This is a genomic window from Gracilibacillus alcaliphilus (assembly GCF_016909015.1).
GTDB classification, from domain to species: Bacteria; Bacillota; Bacilli; order Bacillales; family Amphibacillaceae; genus Gracilibacillus; species Gracilibacillus alcaliphilus.
In genome coordinates this window covers 216,781-239,168 of record NZ_JAFBFA010000002.1, presented here as the reverse complement: position 1 = coordinate 239,168, position 22,388 = coordinate 216,781, and the positions used below count along the sequence as shown (strand labels likewise).

Annotated in this window: 19 protein-coding genes, 1 pseudogene and 1 riboswitch; of the genes and pseudogenes, 7 read left to right on the top strand and 13 right to left on the bottom strand. The window is 38.9% G+C overall.

The genetic code is table 11. The annotated features are described in order from the left end of the window. Window positions 1-61: 61 nt before the first annotated feature. Window positions 62-661, bottom strand: a complete 600-nt coding sequence (wrbA, locus tag JOD18_RS02905; protein WP_204667428.1) for an NAD(P)H:quinone oxidoreductase — start codon at window positions 659-661, stop codon at window positions 62-64. Between the two features lie 242 nt (window positions 662-903). Between wrbA and JOD18_RS24130 the strand changes: the two are divergent. After that, window positions 904-1,002 (top strand): annotated as a pseudogene (locus JOD18_RS24130) (helix-turn-helix transcriptional regulator); the annotation flags it as partial. 620 nt (window positions 1,003-1,622) lie between these two features. Here the strand turns inward: JOD18_RS24130 and JOD18_RS02895 are convergent. Further along, window positions 1,623-2,831 carry a metal ABC transporter solute-binding protein, Zn/Mn family gene (locus JOD18_RS02895; RefSeq protein WP_204667426.1) on the bottom strand — a complete coding sequence of 403 codons (1,209 nt, stop codon included), beginning with the start codon at window positions 2,829-2,831 and terminating at the stop codon, window positions 1,623-1,625. A 283-nt stretch (window positions 2,832-3,114) separates the two neighbouring features. On the opposite strand from JOD18_RS02895, the gene JOD18_RS02890 reads away from it, so the two are divergent. From JOD18_RS02890 to JOD18_RS02880, 3 genes are all read left to right on the top strand, one after another. Beyond that, window positions 3,115-3,897: a FixH family protein gene (locus JOD18_RS02890; protein WP_204667425.1), complete on the top strand. Its 783-nt coding sequence runs from the start codon at window positions 3,115-3,117 to the stop codon at window positions 3,895-3,897. 18 nt (window positions 3,898-3,915) lie between these two features. Then, the gene (locus JOD18_RS02885) at window positions 3,916-4,368 is read left to right on the top strand and encodes a hypothetical protein (protein WP_204667424.1); all 453 of its coding nucleotides are present in this window, start codon (window positions 3,916-3,918) and stop codon (window positions 4,366-4,368) included. 250 nt (window positions 4,369-4,618) lie between these two features. Then, entirely contained in the window at window positions 4,619-5,908 is a 1,290-nt protein-coding gene (locus JOD18_RS02880) for a lysine N(6)-hydroxylase/L-ornithine N(5)-oxygenase family protein (protein WP_338029481.1), read from the top strand. A 253-nt stretch (window positions 5,909-6,161) separates the two neighbouring features. On the opposite strand, the gene queE is transcribed toward JOD18_RS02880, so the two are convergent. The 3 genes from queE to queC are packed head-to-tail and all read right to left on the bottom strand — an operon-like array spanning window position 6,162 to window position 8,018. Beyond that, the gene (queE, locus tag JOD18_RS02875; RefSeq protein ID WP_204667422.1) at window positions 6,162-6,890 is read right to left on the bottom strand and encodes a 7-carboxy-7-deazaguanine synthase QueE; all 729 of its coding nucleotides are present in this window, start codon (window positions 6,888-6,890) and stop codon (window positions 6,162-6,164) included. Beyond that, window positions 6,883-7,350 carry a 6-carboxytetrahydropterin synthase QueD gene (queD, locus tag JOD18_RS02870; RefSeq protein WP_204667421.1) on the bottom strand — a complete coding sequence of 156 codons (468 nt, stop codon included), beginning with the start codon at window positions 7,348-7,350 and terminating at the stop codon, window positions 6,883-6,885. Before queD ends, queE begins: the two co-directional genes overlap by 8 nt. Beyond that, entirely contained in the window at window positions 7,350-8,018 is a 669-nt protein-coding gene (queC, locus tag JOD18_RS02865) for a 7-cyano-7-deazaguanine synthase QueC (protein ID WP_204667420.1), read from the bottom strand. The genes queD and queC overlap by 1 nt, the downstream gene beginning before the upstream one ends. An 83-nt stretch (window positions 8,019-8,101) precedes the next feature. Further along, window positions 8,102-8,146: riboswitch (PreQ1 riboswitch) on the bottom strand. Window positions 8,147-8,715: 569 nt separating this feature from the next. On the opposite strand from queC, the gene guaC reads away from it, so the two are divergent. From guaC to JOD18_RS02850, 3 genes are all read left to right on the top strand, one after another. Beyond that, entirely contained in the window at window positions 8,716-9,690 is a 975-nt protein-coding gene (gene guaC, locus JOD18_RS02860; RefSeq protein ID WP_204667419.1) for a GMP reductase, read from the top strand. Between the two features lie 188 nt (window positions 9,691-9,878). Further along, window positions 9,879-10,388: a CueP family metal-binding protein gene (locus JOD18_RS02855; protein WP_239587876.1), complete on the top strand. Its 510-nt coding sequence runs from the start codon at window positions 9,879-9,881 to the stop codon at window positions 10,386-10,388. Window positions 10,389-10,658: 270 nt separating this feature from the next. Beyond that, window positions 10,659-11,534 carry a Cof-type HAD-IIB family hydrolase gene (locus JOD18_RS02850; RefSeq protein ID WP_204667418.1) on the top strand — a complete coding sequence of 292 codons (876 nt, stop codon included), beginning with the start codon at window positions 10,659-10,661 and terminating at the stop codon, window positions 11,532-11,534. Window positions 11,535-11,743: 209 nt separating this feature from the next. On the opposite strand, the gene JOD18_RS02845 is transcribed toward JOD18_RS02850, so the two are convergent. The 8 genes from JOD18_RS02845 to JOD18_RS02810 form a co-directional block, all read right to left on the bottom strand. After that, complete coding sequence (locus tag JOD18_RS02845) at window positions 11,744-13,582, bottom strand: beta-glucoside-specific PTS transporter subunit IIABC (protein ID WP_204667417.1); 1,839 nt, start codon at window positions 13,580-13,582, stop codon at window positions 11,744-11,746. A 146-nt stretch (window positions 13,583-13,728) separates the two neighbouring features. Beyond that, a complete protein-coding gene (gene licT / locus JOD18_RS02840) occupies window positions 13,729-14,574 on the bottom strand; it encodes a BglG family transcription antiterminator LicT (RefSeq protein WP_204667416.1) in 846 nt (281 codons plus the stop codon). Between the two features lie 205 nt (window positions 14,575-14,779). Further along, window positions 14,780-15,619: a histidine phosphatase family protein gene (locus JOD18_RS02835; RefSeq protein WP_204667415.1), complete on the bottom strand. Its 840-nt coding sequence runs from the start codon at window positions 15,617-15,619 to the stop codon at window positions 14,780-14,782. A 24-nt stretch (window positions 15,620-15,643) separates the two neighbouring features. After that, the gene (locus JOD18_RS02830) at window positions 15,644-17,080 is read right to left on the bottom strand and encodes a 6-phospho-beta-glucosidase (RefSeq protein WP_204667414.1); all 1,437 of its coding nucleotides are present in this window, start codon (window positions 17,078-17,080) and stop codon (window positions 15,644-15,646) included. A 66-nt stretch (window positions 17,081-17,146) separates the two neighbouring features. Further along, the gene (locus JOD18_RS02825) at window positions 17,147-19,081 is read right to left on the bottom strand and encodes a beta-glucoside-specific PTS transporter subunit IIABC (protein ID WP_204667413.1); all 1,935 of its coding nucleotides are present in this window, start codon (window positions 19,079-19,081) and stop codon (window positions 17,147-17,149) included. A gap of 522 nt (window positions 19,082-19,603) precedes the next feature. Beyond that, on the bottom strand, window positions 19,604-20,305 hold the full coding sequence (locus JOD18_RS02820) for a GNAT family N-acetyltransferase (RefSeq protein ID WP_204667412.1): 702 nt from the start codon (window positions 20,303-20,305) through the stop codon (window positions 19,604-19,606). Between the two features lie 379 nt (window positions 20,306-20,684). Beyond that, window positions 20,685-20,987 (bottom strand): metal-sensing transcriptional repressor, encoded by a 303-nt coding sequence (locus JOD18_RS02815; protein WP_204667411.1) that lies wholly within the window; start codon window positions 20,985-20,987, stop codon window positions 20,685-20,687. Window positions 20,988-21,133: 146 nt separating this feature from the next. Further along, complete coding sequence (locus tag JOD18_RS02810) at window positions 21,134-22,309, bottom strand: peptidase (RefSeq protein ID WP_204667410.1); 1,176 nt, start codon at window positions 22,307-22,309, stop codon at window positions 21,134-21,136. Window positions 22,310-22,388 lie beyond the last annotated feature (79 nt).

Sequence of the window (22,388 nt, the reverse complement as noted above, 5' to 3'; positions counted from 1 at the left end):
TAATTGTCACTTCTTACTTTGACATAATTGCCCCTTTTTTTCAAGTGAAAGTGCATCTGGTCTATCCATGTACTTTATTAGCCACTTCCACTACACGACGGGCTTGGTGTTTTACAGCTTCTTCTACGTCTTCTACCATAGATCCATCTTGCTGGCTTTGTGTCACACTAGTACCATACGGATTACCTCCTGATGTATAGGCAGAGGCATCGGTATAACCAGGTGTCACAATAATCGCTCCCCAATGCATCATAGACGTATAGAAGTTCAATAATGTTCCTTCATGACCGCCATGAGGGTTAGAAGCTGAAGACATAGCGGAAACAACTTTATTAGCTGTTTTGCCTTGTGCCCATAAACCACCTTGTATATCAATAAATTGCTTAATTTGTGAAGGCATATTCCCAAATCTAGTAGGCATACTGAAAATAATTGCGTCCGCCCAGATAATATCTTCTGAATGTGCAACAGGCACATCTTGTGTTTCTTCATGATGTTTTTGCCAAGCAGGATTTTGTGCAATTGCGGCAGCTGGTGCCGTCTCTTCTACACGTACTACTTTTGCTTCTGCTCCTGTTTCTATGATGGCTTGCTCTGCCCATTTCGCCATCTGATAGTTTGTACCCGTTGAACTATAATATATTACTGCTACTTTTACCATGTTCTCTCTAACTCCTTTGAATCTCTAGTATTTGACTATTTGACTGAATGTTTGATTCAAATAGAACGCTTCATATCATAGCAAGTAATCATCTCAAACTCAAGATAATTGCTTAAGAAAATACAAATTACTGAAAAATTGCTGGCCTGAATCCCAAAAGATGTAAAAAGCATCTAACTCTCTTATCTTATTTTACAATACAGGTGCAAAAGATGTTTTACAACAATCGAGGTGGTACTTATATGCGAAACAGAATAAAAGAGTATCGTGAAAAGAAAAGTATCTCTCAAGGGAAGTTAGCAGATTTATGTAATGTAAGCAGACAAACCATTAATGCAATATTAATGCAATTGAAAATAATAAATATGGTTCAATATTTAGTTGCTAAAAAGTATCAGTAATTAATTATTGGAATCCTGATTTAGAAAACACTTTAAGTATATTACAGGGAGTATGAATGTTAACTTATGAATAAGCGAATAAATCTTTGCAGACGGGATAGAGACAGTTTACAAATGGCAACAGCAGCATAGGACTGGCTGATTTTTCGATCTCTCCAAATACCAAAAAGTGAGCTTTTGATAAGATGTCGGAGTTACCTTAGCTGTTTAAACTTTAAGAGGCTGGCTTTTACAAAGAGGCCGGGATTATCTTTGCTGTGTAAACTCTAAGGAGCTGTGTTTCGCAAAGATGCCAGGGTTATCTTAGTTGTTTAGGTTCTAGAGAGTTGTCTTTTGATTAGATGCTGAGGTTATCTTAGCTCTTTATGGAGCTGACTTTTAATCGGAGACCAAGGTTATTCCACCCTTTTCATGCTATGGTTCTATCTGGTGAAACCGACGTAAAAAGTGGAAAAAAGCTACCTTATGTGAATACTCTTTCCCATCAACAAGCACCATCCAATATACAAAAAAGCAGTTACAAAATGCAATATTTACATTTTGTAACTGCCCATTTGTTATTAATAATTTAGTGCCTGTTCCAGCACTTCTAAGTTTTTTTCCATTAACGTAAAATATGTTTCATTATTGTTAATATCTTCATCGGTCAATACTGATAGATTGTGCAGCTGCAAAGAATCAACATTAGTTTCCGATTGAATTACTTCGGCAACTTTTGGTTCGATATTTTGTTCAAATAGTAAGGTTTTAATTCCAGCCTCTTTTGTCCGATCAATAATCTCCTCCAATTTCTTTTGTGACGGCTCTTCGGTAGAGGAGACACCTGTTATGGCAATTTGCTCAATACCATACTGTTCCCAATAGCCATAAGCAGCATGGGTTACCAAGATTTCGTGCTGACTCGTTCCTTCTAATTTAGCATGAAACGCCTCATCTAAATCAGTCAAACGACTTTCCAAATCAGTAAAATTAGCTTCAAACAACTCTTCTTGCTCTGGTTTAAGATCTACTAATGTATCTTTAATATGACGCGCCAATTCAATCGAACGAATGGGATCTAGCCAAACATGCGGATCTTCATCCCCATGTGCATGCCCCTCATGATCATGATCATCATGGCTGTGTCCTTCCTCTCCATGATCGTGATCATCATGGTTGTGTCCTTCTTCTCCATGATCGTGGTCATCATGGTTGTGTCCTTCTTCTCCATGATCGTGGTCATCATGGTTGTGTCCTTCTTCTCCATGATCATGATCATCATGGCTGTGTCCTTCTTCTCCATGATCGTGATCATCATGGCTGTGTCCTTCTTCTCCATGATCGTGATCATCATGGCTGTGTCCTTCTTCTCCATGATCATGGTCATCATGGCTGTGTCCTTCTTCTCCATGGTCATGGACATGATCTACCAGTGATATTCCTTTGGCTGCTTCAAGCATATATACCTCTTCATTTGCCAAAGAATCTTCAATGGCTCCTGCATAACCTTCCAGATTTGCCCCATTAAACAAAAAGATATCTGCTTCTGCAATATCTACCATCATCTTTGAAGTGGGTTCAAAGTTATGCGGATCTGATCCAGGTGGTAAAATCGTTTCTACATCAACATATTCTTCACCGATTTGTTCCGCAAAATAGGCTAACGGATATAATGTGGCATAAATCTTTAAGGCATCTGCTGCTTTTCCTTCTGAGGGTGTGGAAGTATCTGCTGCACAACCTGCCAATAATAATATAAATAAAGTAATAGTAAACCCAATCTGCTTCACTAATATGAACTCCCCTTATGATATTTATCCAAATAGTAATTACGATCTAAGTATTATAACGAAAAAATGCTTAAAAGTAAATAGTAATTGTTTCGATTTGTTCTCCCTTTTCTTTTTTCCCCCCGGTATTGTCACAGTTTATCCATTGATTAATTTCATATATCCAAGTATATTAAGCAATGATAATGAATTTCATTAAGAAATGATTCCCAAGGTGTTACAAAACTGAATAGATGACAAACACCGCAATCAAACGAACTATTATACGAGGAGGAGGAATACAATGAAAAAGTTACTTTTTTTAATCATAAGCCTTATTTTCTTTATCGCGGCTTGTGGTAATGACCAAGAGGATGAATCGGGAGCAGATCCTATCGAAGAAGCCCAAAGCATTGCAGTAGACTTTGAACTGCCAGAAACTGCAGAAACTGGTGAAAGTGTAGAACTGAAATCAACTGTTACCTATGGTGAAGAGGAACTGGTAACTGATGCGGAAGAAATGTATTACGAATACTGGAATGTCGAGGATGAAGAAAATACAACCAGCATTGAGTCCACCAATAATGAAGATGGGACTTATACAGCAGAAGTAGTATTTGAGCAACCTGGAACTTATGAAATTTATGCACATACAACAGCACGTGAACTACATACGATGCCTAAGAAATCGATCACTATCGAAGGGGAAGCACTAGCAGAGTCTGATGACAAGCATGAAGAAGCTGAAGAGTCACATGACCATGGTGATGAGCATGATCACCATCATCACCCTGACTTTGAAATCCACGTAAATGAACCGGGTCATGTAACCACCAATGAAGAGACAGTGCTTACTGTCGAACTGCAAATGAATAATGAGCCTTATGAAGGTGCACGTGTTCGCTATGAAGTCATTCCAGAAGGCAGTGAAACGCATGATTGGATAGAAACAGAAGAAACCGAACAAGGTACTTATTCTGCTACACATGCATTTACCCAGACGGGAGATCATGAGGTCGTTGTGCATGTTACAGATGATGATGGTTTACATGAACATACCGAATTTACTATTCCAGTTTCCGAGTAAAACGGAGGATTAAGCTTATTGGAAAAAGAGTCTTTTTATAGCGATCGTGTCAAAACAATCATCCTTACTGTATTATTTATTTTTGCTTTATTTGTAATTTTCACTCAAATATTAAATGATACTCGGCATTTAACCGATACTGCAATTACTTTTATATGGATTTTAGCCGTGGTCAGCATATTCGGCATGCTTGCCTGTCTCTTTAAAACATTTGACCTGAGACCTATCATCGAATTTGATGCAGAAGGGATTCATGTCCTTACTTATGGTTTTATCCATCATTTTGTGCCATGGAATGAAATCGTCGCTGTCGATAACCATAAACAGAAAGCAGGGGTTTCTCAAGTTAGAGTAACCACTTCCTTTTTCCGTATCTTTCGAAAAGATAAACGAACAGTCTCTGTTAATTTAACGTTGTTAAATAAACAGGGAGATCGATTTGAACGAGTGATTGCTAAATATTTCAATTAAACAGCAAAGAAGCGTCTCTCTCTCAGATGAAAAGGCGCTTCTCTGCATCATCAAGTGTTTTTTCATCCATCCGAATATTGTCCGCCTTACTTTTCATAAATGAAATGTATCACAGTGCTGGTATTTGTGATCTCTTTTAAGACCCCGCGGATAGAAATTTCCCATCATGATAATCCTAATAAAATCATTTATAATATAACGAACAGTTCTTCAATATTTCTTGATCAAAAATACGGAAAAGAGGTTGCTTATGAAAATATATGACTTAATCGGCATAGGAATTGGCCCTTATAATTTAGGATTGGCAGCACTAACAACAGAAAGATCAGAGCTTGAAACTATTTTTTTCGATCAAAATGGGCAGTTTGCTTGGCATCCTGGAATGCTGATTGAAGGTACAGATCTTCAAGTTTCTTTTCTGGCAGATTTAGTCACCTTTGCTAATCCTGCAAGCAAGTATACATTCCTTAATTATCTGCATCACCATGATCGGCTTTATCCTTTTTTTCTTTTCCATAAGTTTGAAATGCCGCGAACAGAATATGCAGCTTATTTAAAATGGGTAGCGGATGAATTGCCTAATTGTCACTTTCAATCAACAGTGCAGGATGTTATCGATCATGGGGATCACTATGAAGTAGTCGTGAATCATTGGAAAGAACAAGAGGTCACTTCTTATTTGACCAAACATGTCGTACTCGGCACTGGCAGTACTCCTTTGATTCCTATTGACACAGAGAATGTTGACTCGGAAGATGTGTATCATTCGAGTCAGTATCTTTATCACAAGGACCACACCATTCAACATAAACATATTACAGTCGTTGGCTCTGGTCAAAGCGCCGCTGAGATTTTTTATGATTTATTAAAATTGCAAGATCGCTATGATTTTGAACTAGCATGGTACACCCGTTCACCTGGTTTTCTAGAATTAGATAGTTCTAAGCTTGGACAGGAAACCTTTACACCGGATTATGTGAATTACTTTCAGCAATTATCCTTTCCAGAGCGGCTGGATTCCTTGGATCACCTTGGTCACTTACGAAATGGTATTGACGGATCCACATTACATCATATCTTTGACTTGCTCTATCATCGATCGGTTGGCGGGAAATCATTACCTGTTACCATCCAGCCCTTAACAGAGATACAAAAGGTCACTAAATTGGGAAAACAGTTAACAGTAGAAGCTGAGCAATGGCAGCAAGGAAAAGATTTTCAATTTCAAACGGATCAACTGATCCTTGCCACTGGCTATAAGCCTAACATTCCTGATTGGTTCTATTCCCGTTTTGGACAAAAGATTGAATGGGAAGATGACAAACGCTATAAAGTAGATCAGAACTTCAAGCTAGTGTTTAAAGATAAGCAGCATGATCATCATTTCTATACCTTAACCAATTTAGAACATTCTCACGGGACTGGTGCAACTAACTTAGGGCTTGCGGTAGACCGAAATATTCGCATTATTAATGAGACGACCGGAAAAACGGTTTATGAACAAAAACTAGGTACGATTTTCACCTCCTTTGGACTTTAATGAAAAACACTGTTTCTCAAGTAATGACAAAGAGAAGGAAAGCAGAAGCCTCCTTCTCTCTTATTATCCGCAGTGTAGCTGGCTGTAAGACCCCTATTTCAAGAAATAAGGGAACACGTCATATCTAAGTGGGAGATCTAACAGCCCGATTGGTTCGACTTACGTTCAGTGAAGAAGAATGGAAACGGACTAAGTTCGTAACTTCTGCACTAGCATATCCTATGCGGTGAAACCCCACTGAAGAAGTTTCACTTTATACTCCGCGTTTATTTCCCCAAACCAAAGCATGTACCTGCGGCAAAACACGTACATGATTTAGACTTTCCGAAGCCACAACTTGATCGATTAACCATTCATATCTATTTAATAGATGTCGAGACAGCTGCTGCGGCTCGATTTCTGTTAAATCATCATTACCAACCTGCAAGAAAAAGGATACCTCAGGATAACGCTTGTGCACCTTTTCTGCATAAAGTAAATCCTCACGATCAAAAACAACCACCTTTAAGCTGGTATACGCCAGCCGCCCATGTTGAGCTAATTGATCGATTATATAATCCAATTTACGCCAATCGGTTTTCATGTTAGAACTTGGAGGTTTTGGTGAAATAGTCAGGTCATTAATTTTTACAAACCAGTCTTGATAACGTGTTCCTTGTGTTTCCAAGGCTACTTCGATACCATTTTCTTGAAATAAATCAATACAGTTGTCTAATGAGGACAATAAAGCTGGATTGCCGCCTGAAATGGTGACATGATCAAACTGTCTCCCGCCTATTGCTTGTAGCTGCAGCCATATTTCCTCACTGGTCATAAGCCGAATATCTTCTTTGGCACTACCGTCCCATGTAAAGGCGGAATCACACCATGCACAACTGTAATCGCACCCGGCTGTACGGACAAACATGGTTTTGCGGCCAACTACCATGCCTTCCCCTTGAATAGTGGGACCGAAGATTTCTAAGACAGGTATCTTACTCATCGTACATCCACTCCCGTCTTGCTTCAGCATAACTAGTAGGTGTTTCAAACAGACGAACAAATTCGACGCGGCTATCATTTGGCTGTTCCTGAAGCGCCTTTTCCATCTGTTCAAAGATCCAGACCACCATATTCTCCGCAGTGGTATTCATTTTAGGCAAGGTTTCATTTAAATAGCGGTGATCTAAGTACACTTCGATCTTCTCTTTCCATATTTTTTTTATATCACCAAAATCAATTACTATGCCAACTTCATCCACAAAGCCGCTGATGCCAAATACAACCTTATAGGTATGACCATGGAGATTCTTACATTTCCCTTCATAGCAATGGAGATGGTGTGCCGCATCAAAGGTAAATTCTTTACTTACCATTACCCGTTTTTGGTGATAAGCTAGCTGTTCTCTCTTAATATCTTGATCTAGTTTCTGTAATTCTTCCACAATGCGAAATCCGAACATTACTGCTTCACTTCCTGTCTTTTGGTTAGATATTGTTCTAAGCCGCGCTGGCGCAGTTTACACGCCGGACATTCACCACAGCCTGCCCCTCTCAACCCGTTGTAGCAGGTTAATGTACGCTCTCTTACGTAATCAAAAGCCTGCAATTGGTCAGCAAGTTCCCAAGTCTCCGCCTTATCCAGCCACATTAAGGGGGTATGGATAACAAAATCCTCATCCATCGACAAGTTTAACGTGACATTTAATGATTTGGTGAAGATATCGCGACAATCTGGATAACCGCTAAAATCAGTTTCACATACACCAGTAATAATATGCTTCGCATTGATTTGCTTGGCTAGAATCGTTGCAAACGAAAGAAAAAGCAGGTTTCTTCCTGGCACAAATGTATTTGGTACCCCGCCATCCTCGGCGTCCTCTATACCGATTTCGTTCCTAGTCAACGCATTGGGTGCCAATTGATTGAGCAGAGACATGTCCAGAATATAGTGCTTCAACCCCTGATCTTGTGCAATTTCCTTTGCTACCTCAATCTCCAAGCTATGCCGCTGATTGTAGTCGAAGGTAACTAATTCTACATGTTCAAACCGCTCCAATGCCCAGAATAAGCAGGTAGTACTGTCCTGTCCCCCGCTGAATACCACTACCGCTCGTTTATTTTTATCCATTAAAAAATCCCCTTTCCAATTGGAAAAAGAGAATTCTGCACACCCTAAAAAATATAAAAAATCATACCTAAGGCTCGGCATGATTATCCTTAGTTTTTTATAGAGGGTGTCGCTAGAACCTCTCCTACCATGTACAGTAGACTTGATTAAATTTTTCATCCAAAGGGTAGTATAACATATATACCGCTGAATTACATCTGCAGCGGTAAAAGAAGTTTGCAGCAGCCATGTGCTATTCCTATTATTCTGAGAAACTCCGCCTTTTCAACAATGGGACGGCTAGTATTCGTCCTATCGAAAACATTAGCGAAGACCAACCATTTCTACTCCGTGGGGATTCGCATGATCTGAAGATCCACTTTTGCGAAGTGCTCTCCTTGGCAAAAGTTAGCTGAAGAGCATGCCCCATGGCAGACCAACGTCGCGACGACAATTGCCACGTCTGCACTAGTACGTCCTGTACGTCGAAAAGCGAAATGATCAGCCGCAGCGGTTGCCTTGCTCTCCATATCTTCTACTGAGGTTATTTCTTAAATAGGTAATAATAGCTGGTATTGGATATACTTATCTTTTAAAATAAGATACTGTCGAAACCAGTTTCCTTTCTTGACAAAACATGACAACTATATTATATTACATAAGGCGAATATTTTTCGCCAAATATATAAATTTTGTTCGTTTTTCAGGGGTGAAAACAATGGAAAATGTATTTGATTATGAAGATGTTCAATTAGTTCCCGCAAAATGTATTGTAGACAGCCGCAGTGAATGTGATACTTCTATTCGATTCGGCAAACATACATTTCGTCTACCTGTAGTACCAGCTAATATGCAGACGATTATCGATGATAAGATTGCTACCTATTTAGCTGAAAATGGTTATTTTTATATCATGCACAGGTTTCAACCAGAAACTAGAAAAGAATTTACCCAGCGAATGCAGCAAAGAAATCTAATCGCTTCCATCAGTGTGGGTGTAAAAGAAGAAGAATATATATTTATTGAAGAATTGGCACAAGAAGGGGTAATTCCTGACTATATCACAATTGATATTGCTCATGGTCATTCTAATGCCGTGATTCAGATGATTCAGCATATTAAACATCACTTACCAGACAGCTTTGTGATTGCCGGTAATGTTGGAACACCTGAAGCAGTAAGAGAATTAGAAAATGCAGGGGCAGACGCTACCAAGGTCGGGATTGGACCTGGTAAAGTTTGTATTACTAAAATAAAAACTGGATTCGGTACCGGTGGTTGGCAATTAGCAGCCTTAAGATGGTGTTCTAAGGCAGCAACAAAGCCGATTATTGCGGACGGTGGTATTCGTACCCATGGTGATATCGCGAAATCTGTACGTTTTGGTGCTTCGATGGTTATGATCGGTTCTTTATTTGCCGGACATGAAGAATCTCCAGGAGAAACGATCGAAATCAATGGTAAGCTGTATAAAGAGTATTTCGGTTCTGCTTCTGAATTCCAAAAAGGTGAGCGCAAAAACGTCGAAGGTAAGAAAATGCATGTGGAACATAAAGGTAATCTGCAAGATACCTTAACGGAGATGGAACAAGATTTACAATCCTCCATTTCTTATGCTGGTGGCAAAACACTAGAAGCCATTGGCACTGTTGATTACGTGATTGTGAAAAATTCCATCTTTAACGGAGACTGATAGGAAAGCGCACTTGTTAAACAGGTGCGTTTTTTTATTTGTTCAAAACCATTATGCCCAGATATACACTGTTATCCATGAAATCCCAATTCCCTCTTGTTATTCTTTACAATCCTGTGAACAGCCGCTCTTCTGTGATACAGCATGCTATAATAGTACTAAATCAATCCATGATAGGAGTTGTCTATTTGAAAAATCGCTTTGTTTTTCTATGTATGATGTTATTGATATTTTTGGCAGCATGTAATAACGGAGAACAGTCAGCTGAGGTAGACATAAAATCATTAATAAACGACTATAGCACTGACCAAAAAGAAGCTGTTTCAGCTTCTGTCAACGCTACTCAGTTACTTGTAGACAACGGGGAACAACAAGAACAATATGAGTTACCAGAAGATGAGTTCTTTGTTTCGATTGCTCCTTTTGTAGAAGAAACACACCCTTGTACATATCACAGCTTAACCGGCTGTCAAGGAGAATTAGCCAACACTGCTTTTGATGTCTATATTGAAGATGTTGATGGAAATGTGATTATCGATGAAACCATTGAATCCTTTGACAATGGCTTTTTTGATATCTGGCTGCCAAGGAATCAAGCATTTAATGCAAAAATTTCCTTTGACGGCAAAGAAGTTGAAGCCCCTTTGTCTACATATGAAGATGATGCAACATGTATTACATCGATGCAACTCAGTTAAATTCTTTACTCAGACTCTAACATGCCTGTTGGTAGAGTCTGTTATTTTTTGCGTCTGGTAATAGACTTGTTTTCTTCCAATCCTCCCTTGCCTCTATTCAGCAATTCTTCCAGACGCCCATCTACTACATTTCAAGCATAAGGATAATATACAAACGAGACCTGTTTAGGCACTTATTGTCCGTTATATTAGAATGGCAATAGCTTTGGCAACCATTTTCTCTATTTTTGTAGTATGATAGAGAGGTAAATCAGCTTATTGGAGGTACTTATGAAATTAATAGCAACAGATTTAGATGGGACATTATTAAACGAGAATCATCAAATCAGTCAGGAAAACAAAGAGGCGCTCTTATTAGCACAGGAACAAGGGGTAGAAATCATGGTTGCTACTGGCCGATCCTATGATTCAGCGCGAAAACCGGTAGAGCAAGCTGGTTTATCATGCCCAATTCTTTGTCTAAATGGTGCTAAAGTTATCGACGAGAATGGTGAGTTATTCTTATCTAAACCGATGGAAATAGATGCTTGTAAAAAGATTCAGCAAGTTTGCCAAGAATATGGACTTTACTTTGAGGTCTTCACTAATAAAGGCACGTTCGCTTATGATCGAGAACAGTTTATCCAAGTCATGCTAAAGGTTGGCCAGCTTATTTTTCCAGATATGACTGTCGAAGAAATGCGCCAATGGGCAATCAAGCGTTTTCAAGATGAGGAAATTTCTGTCATGAAAGACTTCTCTGCTTTATTTGCCGAAACAGATATCGAAGTATATAAAATATTAGCCTTCTCTTTGGAGGAGGCCGCATTGGCAAATGTACGTGATCATTTTGTAGAAGCAAATGATATAGCTATTACTTCTTCTGGTGAATTGAACTTGGAATTCAACCATTCGGCTGCCCAAAAAGGATTTGCTTTAGAAGCCTTTGCTGCCAGCAAAGGGATTGATATGCAAGACGTCATGGCAATTGGTGACAATTACAATGATATGACCATGCTGCAAATGGCCGGCCATGGGGTAGCAATGGGAAACGCTGATTCAGCAATCAAAGAAGTATGTAACTATGTGACGAAATCAAACGAGGAAAATGGGGTTGCTTATGCCATCAAAGATATGCTAAAGTCAGTCCCGCAAAAAGAGGGATAAAAATTTTTATTTCTCCAAGTTTCAAGTGATAACTAGACTTATTTTTGTGGGATATAGCACCTAGATGCACACCTGATCTTATGCAAACGGGAAAGCCCATAGATAGGCTTTCCCGCTTTAGTATATGGAATAGTTCGTATACGGCTGCTTCCTTCTTCTTTAAATAGCCTTAGACAAATGGGATTGTTATGCTTATCTTTTCAAAGTAACTATTTCATCACAGTAAGCAATGTCTCATTAAACGTAATATTTTCTGCTTCGGTAATAAAAATTTCCATATCGGAATCACTATTGGTGATAACAATAGGCGTCGTCATGTTGTAGCCCTTATCGACAATACTTGCTAAGTCAAAACTGCCGATCTTATCTCCTTGCTTCACTTGGTCGCCAGCCTGAACCTCCATCATAAAATACTTCCCCTCTAACTGAACCGTATTGATTCCTAGATGAATAAGTATTTGCACACCAGACTCAGCAGTAATACTTAGTGCATGATGTGTGGGAAATAGTGCAGTGACAGTGCCAGAAATCGGCGCTCGTACGGTCTCCTTCACAGGGATAACAGCAACTCCTTCTCCAGCTGCCCCAGACGAAAAGACAGCGTCATCCACCTCACTTAATGGGATAACAGCACCTTGTAAAGGACTGACTATCTCTAATTTATTAATTACGCTGTGATTTTTTGCTTCTGTCTTAGTTTCATGCACCGTTTCCTTCCTATCCACTTGACCAAAGAAATAAGTGAGAATGACAGCTAAGAGAAAACTACCCACTATCGCAACTAGAAAAAGCAGAAAGCCCTCCCCAAGAAATACCGGCAAAGACGCTAACCCTGGAAGTGCTATCGATTTAGCGGATGTCCCGGCTAACCCTGCTAAACCTCCCCCTAAGGCACCAGCGAAGCAGCCAATAAAAAATGGCCTTTTCAAACGTAATGTTACCCCATAAATAGCAGGTTCGGTTACTCCCAAAATTCCGGAAAAAGCGGCCGGTCCAGCAATTTGTTTCATTTTTTTATCCTTTGTTTTCAGCCATACTCCCAGTGTAGCACCCGCTTGTCCAAATACTGCCGGAGTCAGCATGGCTGTCAACGTATCCATACTATAATGGCTTATATTATTAAATGCGATGGGTGTAATCCCCCAATGCGAGCCAAATATAACTAAAATCTGCCAGAAGAAACCGATCGTCACGCCGGCAAAAAAAGCACTGTTATCATACACATACATATAGCCAATCGCCATCATATTGCCCAGTGTGGTGCCAATTGGACCAAATATCAGTAATGTCGATGGCACCATGATAGCGATGAGCAGCAAAGGAACGACAAAAGTTCTTATCGTGACATGCACCCAGTTATTTAACAGCTGTTGCAGTTTTGACATCACATAAATAGCAATAATAATCGGAATAACAGAGGTTGCATAATTAGTCAAAATAATAGGAATGCCAAAAAAAGTTAGATTTTCTTGCAATTGATAAGCCTCAACTAAATCAGGATACAGCAGAGCACCAGCTATGACTACCGCTACAATTGGATCTGCCTGGAACTTCTTGGCAGCGGTATACGCTAATAACATTGGTAAAAAATAAAATAAACTGTCTGCCGCAGCATGTAAAATACGATAAGTTCCTGTATACTCCTCGATTAAACCTAAACTAACTGTTAATAATAGTAACCCCTTCAGTATTCCTGCACCAGCAAGTGCACTTAACAGCGGAATAAAGATACCGGAAATAGTATCAATTGCCCGATTGAACAGACTGCCTTGCAGTATACTGGTATTATGCCGGCTGCTGTCAATATTCGTCTGCCGCAAAATTTCCCGGTATATATCATACACTTCATTACCAATCACTAATTGAAACTGCCCAGCCATATGAATGACTTGAATAACCCCTTGAAGCTGTTGAAGAGCCGTTTTATTTACTTTCTTGTCATCTGCCAGCTTAAAACGAAGACGAGTGGTACAATGCACCAGTGACTGTACATTGTCTTCTCCTCCAACATAGCGGATAATATTCTGTGCCAATCGTTGAATGTCCATTGTTGCCATCACCTAGCCTGTCCTTCATTTAGAAGATATCACTTTAGTTATGCAATCAGCCATTATAGTCTGACATATAACATAGCAAACACAAGAGCAGCTATCGCTTTTCTAACAAATTAACGCACTTTGCTAATGAGATCTTACTATTGTAACCGCTGAGTAACACGATGTATATGGAGTGTAAGATAAATTTTTTCATCATCACCTATTACCCAATTAAAATCTTTTTCGACATATTTGGCTACCTTTTCACTGCAGCGATAAGCTTCTTGATACTTGCTCTTTACTTGCTCCAGCAAAAAATCATCCGTCTGTTGACCTTCTGCGACTTCTTTTCTCACATATCGTAAAGCAAAGAAGCGTAAATGAGTAAGGAAACGATCATAACTGACTGAATCCTCATCTAATGGAACTTGATAGTGATATCTGACAATCGTTAATATATTATTTACCATTTTCGTGATTTGGATCGTTTCATCGATATGCCCGTCACTTAATTGACTGTTTACTAAATGCAGAGCAATAGAGGCCGCTTCATCCTCTGCAAATCTTACATTCGCTTCTTCCTCAATAATATCTAAGGCATGTAGTGCAACACGGTATTCTTCTTTATAATATTTACGAATTTCCCAATGCAAGGCATTCTTTAATTCGATACCCTGCTTATATCTGCTGATCGCAAAATGTAAGTGGTCCGTTAATGCGATGTACAAATACTCATCTAATTTATAAGGCAGCTGTGAGGTTGCATATTGCAAAACCTTATCCGCTAACTCTAAGTATTTTTCCGGGGTATCTTTAAGCAGCTCGATTAACTTGTCATAAATCGTTTGATCTTCTAATTTAAATATTTTTTCTATCTTATCTTCTTCAATAACTTGCCCTGCTTTTTTTTGGAACGCCAAACCTTTCCCCATCACAACTACTTCTTGCCCTTGATGATTCTCTGTCATTACGACATTATTATTTAATACTTTTTTTATGATCATCACTAAAACCAACCTTTTCTGATTTTTTCTAACAAAAAGTTGAGTTTATTCTCACTAAAAATGTGTATTCAAAAAATTCGTGTCTTGTTTCAATTATACTGCTTATATTTTATCACATAATTGGATAAACATTGCAGTTAGTTTTTCTCCATAAGAAAGAATGCTGCGCACAACAATAATCATGTGCCCAGCATCATAATTGGCCTTATTCTTTGCCTTTTTCTACATAACTCATATCATTCACCGTATCTAGTGTAAATTCGCCATCTTTATATTTAACCACCGATACACTCGCATTCTCCAATCCGCCTGCCGGTATCTTGAAATCATCAAAATAAGTATCCAATAAAGCGGAAATACTTAGCCCGTGAGAAACCAATAAAATATTGTTGGACCCAGATTGCTCCGACTCTTTTTGCACCAATTCATCAAAACCAGCCTTTAAGCGGTCGGTAATCGTTTGATAGTCTTCTGCCGGCCAATTAAGTCCTTCTTCATCTCTTCCTTTATCAAGTGCTGCCACACTATCGGCAAACATCTCCGGCGTAAGTGTTTCTAAGAATTCATCTAAAGTGATTCCTTGAGAATCCGCAATATCCTGCCACATTGTATGATTTAGATCTCCTTCATACGTACCGAAGTTGAATTCACGAAAACGCTCATCCGTTACCAAATCAAGATCAGAAGAAGCGTCATTCTCTTCGATAATAATCTCTGCTGTTTGAATAGCTCTTCCGCTGTCACTGCTATATGCCTGTTGAAATTCAATATCTTTTAGACCAATACCTGCTTGTGTGACAATTTCTTCACCGGCCGGTGTTAGTACGGCGTCCGACCAACCTTGTACACGATCGGTCGTATTTAACATCGTTTTTCCATGACGGACAATATAAATAGTTAATTCTTTCTCTGCAGTCTTTTCTGCCACTTCTTCGGTGTTTTGATCCTCTATTTCCATTGCTCCCTCTGCTTCCTTGCTATTACTGCAAGCGGACACTACTGTTATCAACAGTAATACCATAATCAGAAACCAACTTTTTTTCATCATATCCCTCCTCGTATTTATGATTTATCGTTTGAACCCATTATCCTTAATGACTTGTTGATACCAAGCGAAGCTCTTTTTACGTGATCTGGCTAATGAACCATTGCCTTCGTTATCACGATCTACATAAATATAGCCATAGCGTTTCTTCATTTCACCAGTGCTGGCACTGACAATATCGATCGGCCCCCAGCTGGTGTAGCCGATAATCTCCACGCCGTCTTGAATCGCCTCATACATCGCTTTAAAATGCGCTTCTAAATATTCTATCCGGTAATCATCTTCTACATATCCATCTGCATCTGGCTGATCGATCGCCCCTAAACCATTTTCCACGATAAATAACGGCTTCTGATAGCGGTCATGTAACTGGTTTGCCGTGATGCGCAAACCTTTTGGATCAATTGTCCATCCCCATTCCGAAGCTTTTAGATAAGGATTCTTGACAGAGGCAAACACATTTCCATCTGTTTGATCTTGGAGAACTTTCTCATCCGTACTGATACAACGGCTGGAATAGTAACTGAAACCGATATAATCTACTGTGTGGCTGGCTAGTAATTCCTCATCACCTGGTTCCATCACAATCGTTAATTGATTATCTTTGAAGAAACGTTTAGCATAGCCAGGATATTGACCACGAGATTGTACATCAATAAAGAAAAAGGATTCACGATCCTTCTCCATTCCTGCCCAAACATCATCCGGATTAGCAGAATATGGATACGTCATTCCAGCTGCCAGCATACATCCGATTTGGGCCTCTGGTATAATTTCATGACAAGCCTTGACAGCTAAAGCACTTGCAACTAATTGATGATGAGCTGCTTGATATAACACTTGGTCACGATTTTCGTCTTGATGAAGTACAATTCCCGCACCCATAAAAGGTAAATGCAATAGCATATTAATTTCATTAAAAGTCATCCAGTATTTCACTTTGCCTTGATAACGGGTAAAGATCGTACGGGCGTATTTCTCAAACAATGCTACCATTTTTCGGTTTTTCCAGCTGCCATATTTCTCAACCAATGCTACTGGGACATCAAAATGACATACAGTCACGACTGGTTCTATATTATGTTTGAGCAACTCGTCGAACAAGTTGTCATAGAACTGCAGACCAGCTTCATTTGGCTCGTTTTCCTCACCTGTTGGAAAAATACGCGCCCAAGCAATCGATACACGCAGACATGTAAACCCCATTTCTGCAAATAAGGCAATATCTTCTTTATAACGATGATAGAAATCAATCGCTTCATGTGATGGATAAAACAAATCATTCTGCGGCTGTAATTCGTCGATATACCCGTGCATAATATCCCAACGCTTCGGCCCTGTCGGCATTAAATCTACCGTAGTTAATCCTTTGCCATCATCTCGGTAAGCCCCTTCTACTTGATTGGCAGCTAATGCACCGCCCCATAAAAAATTCTCTGGAAATCTCTTTTCATTACTCATTTTTTTGCCTCCTATGTACCGCTGCAACAGCTAAACCTGCTGCAACGGCTTTTTATTATTCACCAACTAAGCCTCATTATTTGTCAAGGTAATCAATTCATCATTTGCATTCACCTTGCCCTTTTCTAAAATAATAAGTGATTGATATTTGTCTGGATTTGTAACAATGACAGGTGTGGTTACTAAATAACCTGCCTTTTTGATTTGTTCGATATCGAACTCGATCAACAAATCACCAGCATTTACATGATCGCCTTGTTCTACATGACCTGTAAAGAATTGTCCATTTAGATTAACGGTGTCCATGCCCACATGAATCAATAATTCTGTACCATAATCGGTTGTAATACCAATGGCATGTTTAGTCGGGAAGAAGGCAGATATCGTTCCACCTGCAGGTGCAACAATTCTTCCTTCTGCAGGTTCAATGGCAAGACCTTTGCCCATCAAACCTGAAGCAAATGTTTCGTCTTTAATACTGGATAGTTCCAATACATCGCCAGTTAACGGGCTGGCAATTATTTCTGTATCTGTATCTTCTGTTACTGCTGCCGGCGCATCCGCAGCTGCTGTGGTTGCTCCTGCTGTCGCAGTATCTGGTTCCTGCGGCATTCCAAATAAGTAGGTCAGTACAAACGTTAAGCCGAAAGCAGCTAACATGGCGATAACACTGCCCCAAAAGGCACTGTCCATACCATCCGGCCCAATCATAGATGGAAGCATAAAGATACCTAAACCACCCATAGTAAACAATTTTGTACCAAAGAACCCTAAAATTCCTCCACCTACTGCTGCACCAATACAACTGATAATAAATGGACGTTTTTTCGGTAAAGTAACCCCGTAAATTGCTGGTTCTGTTACACCGAATACCCCTGAGATAAAGGCCGGTATACTCAATGTTTTGATACTTTGTTCCTTTGTTTTGATCCATACACCTAAGACGGCTCCTATCTGTGCAAAGGAAGCAGCGAAGATCATCGATAAGATTGGATCATATCCAAGTGTGTCTAAATTCAGGAATGAAAGTGGAATCAAGCCCCAATGCAAACCGAAAATAACAAGTATTTGCCAGAATGCACCAATAACGATCCCTGCAATTAGTGGACTTAAATTAAAAATCGTATTAATGCCGCTTCCAACCATATTAGCTGCCCATGTTGCAACTGGACCAATTAACAAGAAAGTTAGCGGTACAATTACTAAAAACGTAAAAAATGGCACTAAGAATGTCTTGACTACATCTGGAATAACTTTACGGAAGAATTTCTCCACCTTTGCTCCAAAGAATGTCGCAAGAATAATGGGAACAACAGATGTTGAATAACTCATTAAAATTACCGGAATACCTAAGAATTCAATATGGATAGGTGATTCAAAGATTGTACCTGCAAATAAAGTATATCGTGGTTCACCAGCCATAATTTCTGCAATAGTTGGATAGACCAAGGAAGCCCCGATCACCATCCCCATAAATGGTGTTCCGCCGAATTTCTTCATGGCTGTGTAACCTAAGAAAATAGGGAAGAAGTAGAAAAACGCATCACCAACAGCATTTAAGATGGCAAATGTTCCACCCTCTTCACTCATCCAGCCTAAAGCTACAAATAAGGCATTAAAACCTTTGATCATACCTGTTGCAGCCAACACACCTAAAACCGGGGTGAAAATACTGGAGATAATATCTACAAATTTATCCAGTAAATTGCCGCTGCTTTGCTGTTCTTCTTCCTCATTGCCGGCATCCGCAGCTTGGAAGCCGCCAACTGCCATCACATCTGCATATACATCAGGAACATGGTTGCCAATAACTACCTGATATTGTCCGCCGCTTTTCATAACGGTTACCACACCATCCATGTTCTTTAATGCTTCTGTGTCTGCCTTGCTCTCATCTCTCAACTTAAAACGCAGTCTAGTAATACAGTGGACTAAACTAATGACATTTTCTTTACCGCCGACATATTTGATAATGTCTTTGGCAAGCTGCTCGTACTTCATTTGATCCCCTTCTTTCCTGTGATTAATAATGGTAAACGTCAAACAATAAATAGCAACAGAGATGGTATTTTTCCAATAAAAAAACCTGAACTGATATCGATACACATACTTATTGTGCAGATATCAGCTCAGGTTATGCCCACTAAAGGTAACATTCCTTTACGCTCATATAGTTACTATTTATTTAGTTGATAATAAAAATATATCACCAGCTGACGATTATTGCAACCGTTTTATTTTATTTTCTCATCAAACATGCAGTATGTATTTTCCAATGTCACCATAAATAAACTTGATGCTGCTGATTATCATGATGGACAAACTTAGCCCTTCTTCGATTTAGATGAAAAGAAAGTTTGATCAAAACCACCGGTATTTAGGGCACACCAATACGAATAAATCCTTTTTGAAAAGAATTTTTCGTATGAAGTACTATATAATTTTGCAACAATCCAATTCGTTTTCACCTGTTTTTAACAAAAATACCCATTTTGTACAACCAATAAGCAGCCCATTCTGTCCCTAATGCTTAAATGTTTCTAATCTTCGAATTTGAACTCCTTTGTTATCAAAGTTCTCTTCTGCCAACCATTTAGCTATTACCTGTTTATGGAGCGGCCATTCTTCTATTAACATAGAAAACCAGTTGGTGTTTCGTGAACGTTGTTTATAAATCTTATTGTTTCTAAATGTCCCCTCATATTGAAACCCTAATCGTTTGGCGGTTTGGTTGGAAGGAGCATTAAGAGAATCACATTTCCACTCATAACGTCGGTACTGAAGTTCCTCAAACACATATACTGCTAATAGATAATGCGCCTCAGTAGATATGCGTGTTTTTCTTAATGCATCAGAAAAATTGACGTGTCCTACTTCTATTACGCCATTTTCTTGATCAATCCTCATTAAACTAAAAATTCCAAGAGGCTGATTCGTTTCTTTTTTCAACACAACATAAAAGATTTCTGTCTTACTTGCTATTTTATTTAGCAGCATCTGTTCAAATGCTTCATAATTTTGAGGCGGTTCTTCTGGCAAGTAAGTCCAATTACTAGGGTGTGAATGTGTAAAGCATTCATAGAGAGCTTTGCTATGCTCACGAGATAACCTTGTGATAATGGTATACTTACCGACATAATACATATCACCTGGGAATGGTCGTTTCTGCCAATTAGACATCGCTTCACCAATTGGCTGATTATATTTATTTATTCTCTGATTCATATAACCACCACGTTTCATTACGTTATTTTATTACAGTATAACTGGTTAAGAATAATTAATCATCTGATTTTTATTACTTTTTCTTTATATAAATTAGCTTCCTGTACAGAACTATGCTCTTTCCATTGTTAATTCACAAAAACAAGAACGGATATCTGAAGAAAAGGCTTATGAATATGTTTGATCAGATTGCTTTCTGTCAAGACCTCTATATCCGTAATTATCTTGGATGCAAAAAGGAGATACTGCTTGTTACAATATCTCTTCATGTTGTACAACAGTTCTATGCTGACTGTTCTGCCTGTCAAACTTAATCGGGTGAACAGGTACTATCATCTGATGGGGTCGTTATCTTTTGTTGATGACTTCTCATTAACTCCTATTTCGAAAATTGTGTCATGACCTCCATTAACTCTTCGATCGCTTCATCTCCTTTTCCAGAAACAACCGCATCATGCACACAATGTTTCATATGTCTTTCTGTAACAGAAAAACCGACTTTTTTCAGTGCTGCCTGAATCGCACTTATTTGTATCAGAATATCCACACAATAACGATCTTCCTCAATCATCTTTTGGATACCCCTTACCTGTCCTTCAATTCGTTTTAATCTATTAATAAGAACATCCTGTTCACCTTTGGAACGTGGTGTACTTGGATGGTTATGCAAAGATTCCTTCATTTGCTATCGCCTCCCTATTTTTAATATACCCCCCTGCAGTATAATCGTCAAATATAAAGCTTAAAATACATATGCTTTCCATCTGATATTATGCTGCTTACTATAACCTTAATCACCATGCTTTATGAACTATTTCCTGGGAAATATTACTGCTTATGCTTATATCTTTTTACTTGCAAATAAATAAACAGTAATCCAATCAAGACAAATTGGCCTAATATTACGATGGCATCCCAGAACAACGGATTACTTACAGAATAGGACAGACGTGACAAAGCCTGACTTAGCATATAGGCTGCCTGCGGGATAAAAAAGAAGACAAATAATGCAATGAGCAGTCCCACTCCCAACAGCAAAAAAATACTATACAGCTTAATCGTTTTCTCTTCTCCTTCAAACGGTTCAGTTGAAGTATCTTTGTTAAGAAATGGAAGCCATCTGGATAGGTAATTTTTACTATTATCCAATAAATTATAACAACCTGAATGATGTTCCCATACATAATATAGATCTGTTTTCATAAAAACACAACACTGATATATTGTTTTAATAAAAATATTCAGAATAATGACAGATAAGAAAGCTTGTATAAGCGGAGTGCCTGCATTTAGTATTTTCAAGGTAAGACTTATCGATAAAATCAATTGCTCTACCAGCATCCCTGCTAAAAATATTGTGTTCTTTTCTTTTTTTGCCAATGTCCAAGCTGGTGTTAAATCAGACTCCAACACAAGCAAGAATAAGCGATTACCAATATTCATATGGACCGGTAAATCAAATGACCGCATCGCTAAAATATGGCCTAATTCATGCAGGAAAACAAGTATCAAAGAGATCAACGCATAGCACAAAATATTAAGTGCCATCGAATCAAATACAAATAGATCTTGATAAACAGGCAGTAAGGCTGGAAAGAAACAAAAGACAAGCATATTCACCATTAAACATATTAAAAAGATCGGAATAGTCCAACGCTGCAGCCACCATGGAGCAAAATTACCTGGAATCCATTGCCATCCTGATGAATGTCTGGACTGACTTAGATTCTGAAAGGGAACACCATCTATTTGAGCAACTATGCCGAGCTTTGCCAGTTGCTCTATAAAAGAAAGTATATCTATTTCTTCGTCGGGATATACCTGTTTTAACTCTGCTTCGATCGTTATTAAACTCTCTTGGCCTATTCGTTCGATTGCCTTGACAGCTACTTCATTCACTTCAAAAAAATCCTCGTTACCTGCCAAACTGATCAAATAATGACCATCCTGTTCTATTAATTCAAATAAGTGCAACTGCACATTACTTTGATATGTAATTTCCATATCCCGCCGCCCCTATCTGCTTTAGTATACCGCCTTATTGACCGGTGCTATGGTTTTTTTGTGTAAAAAAGGATGCCGC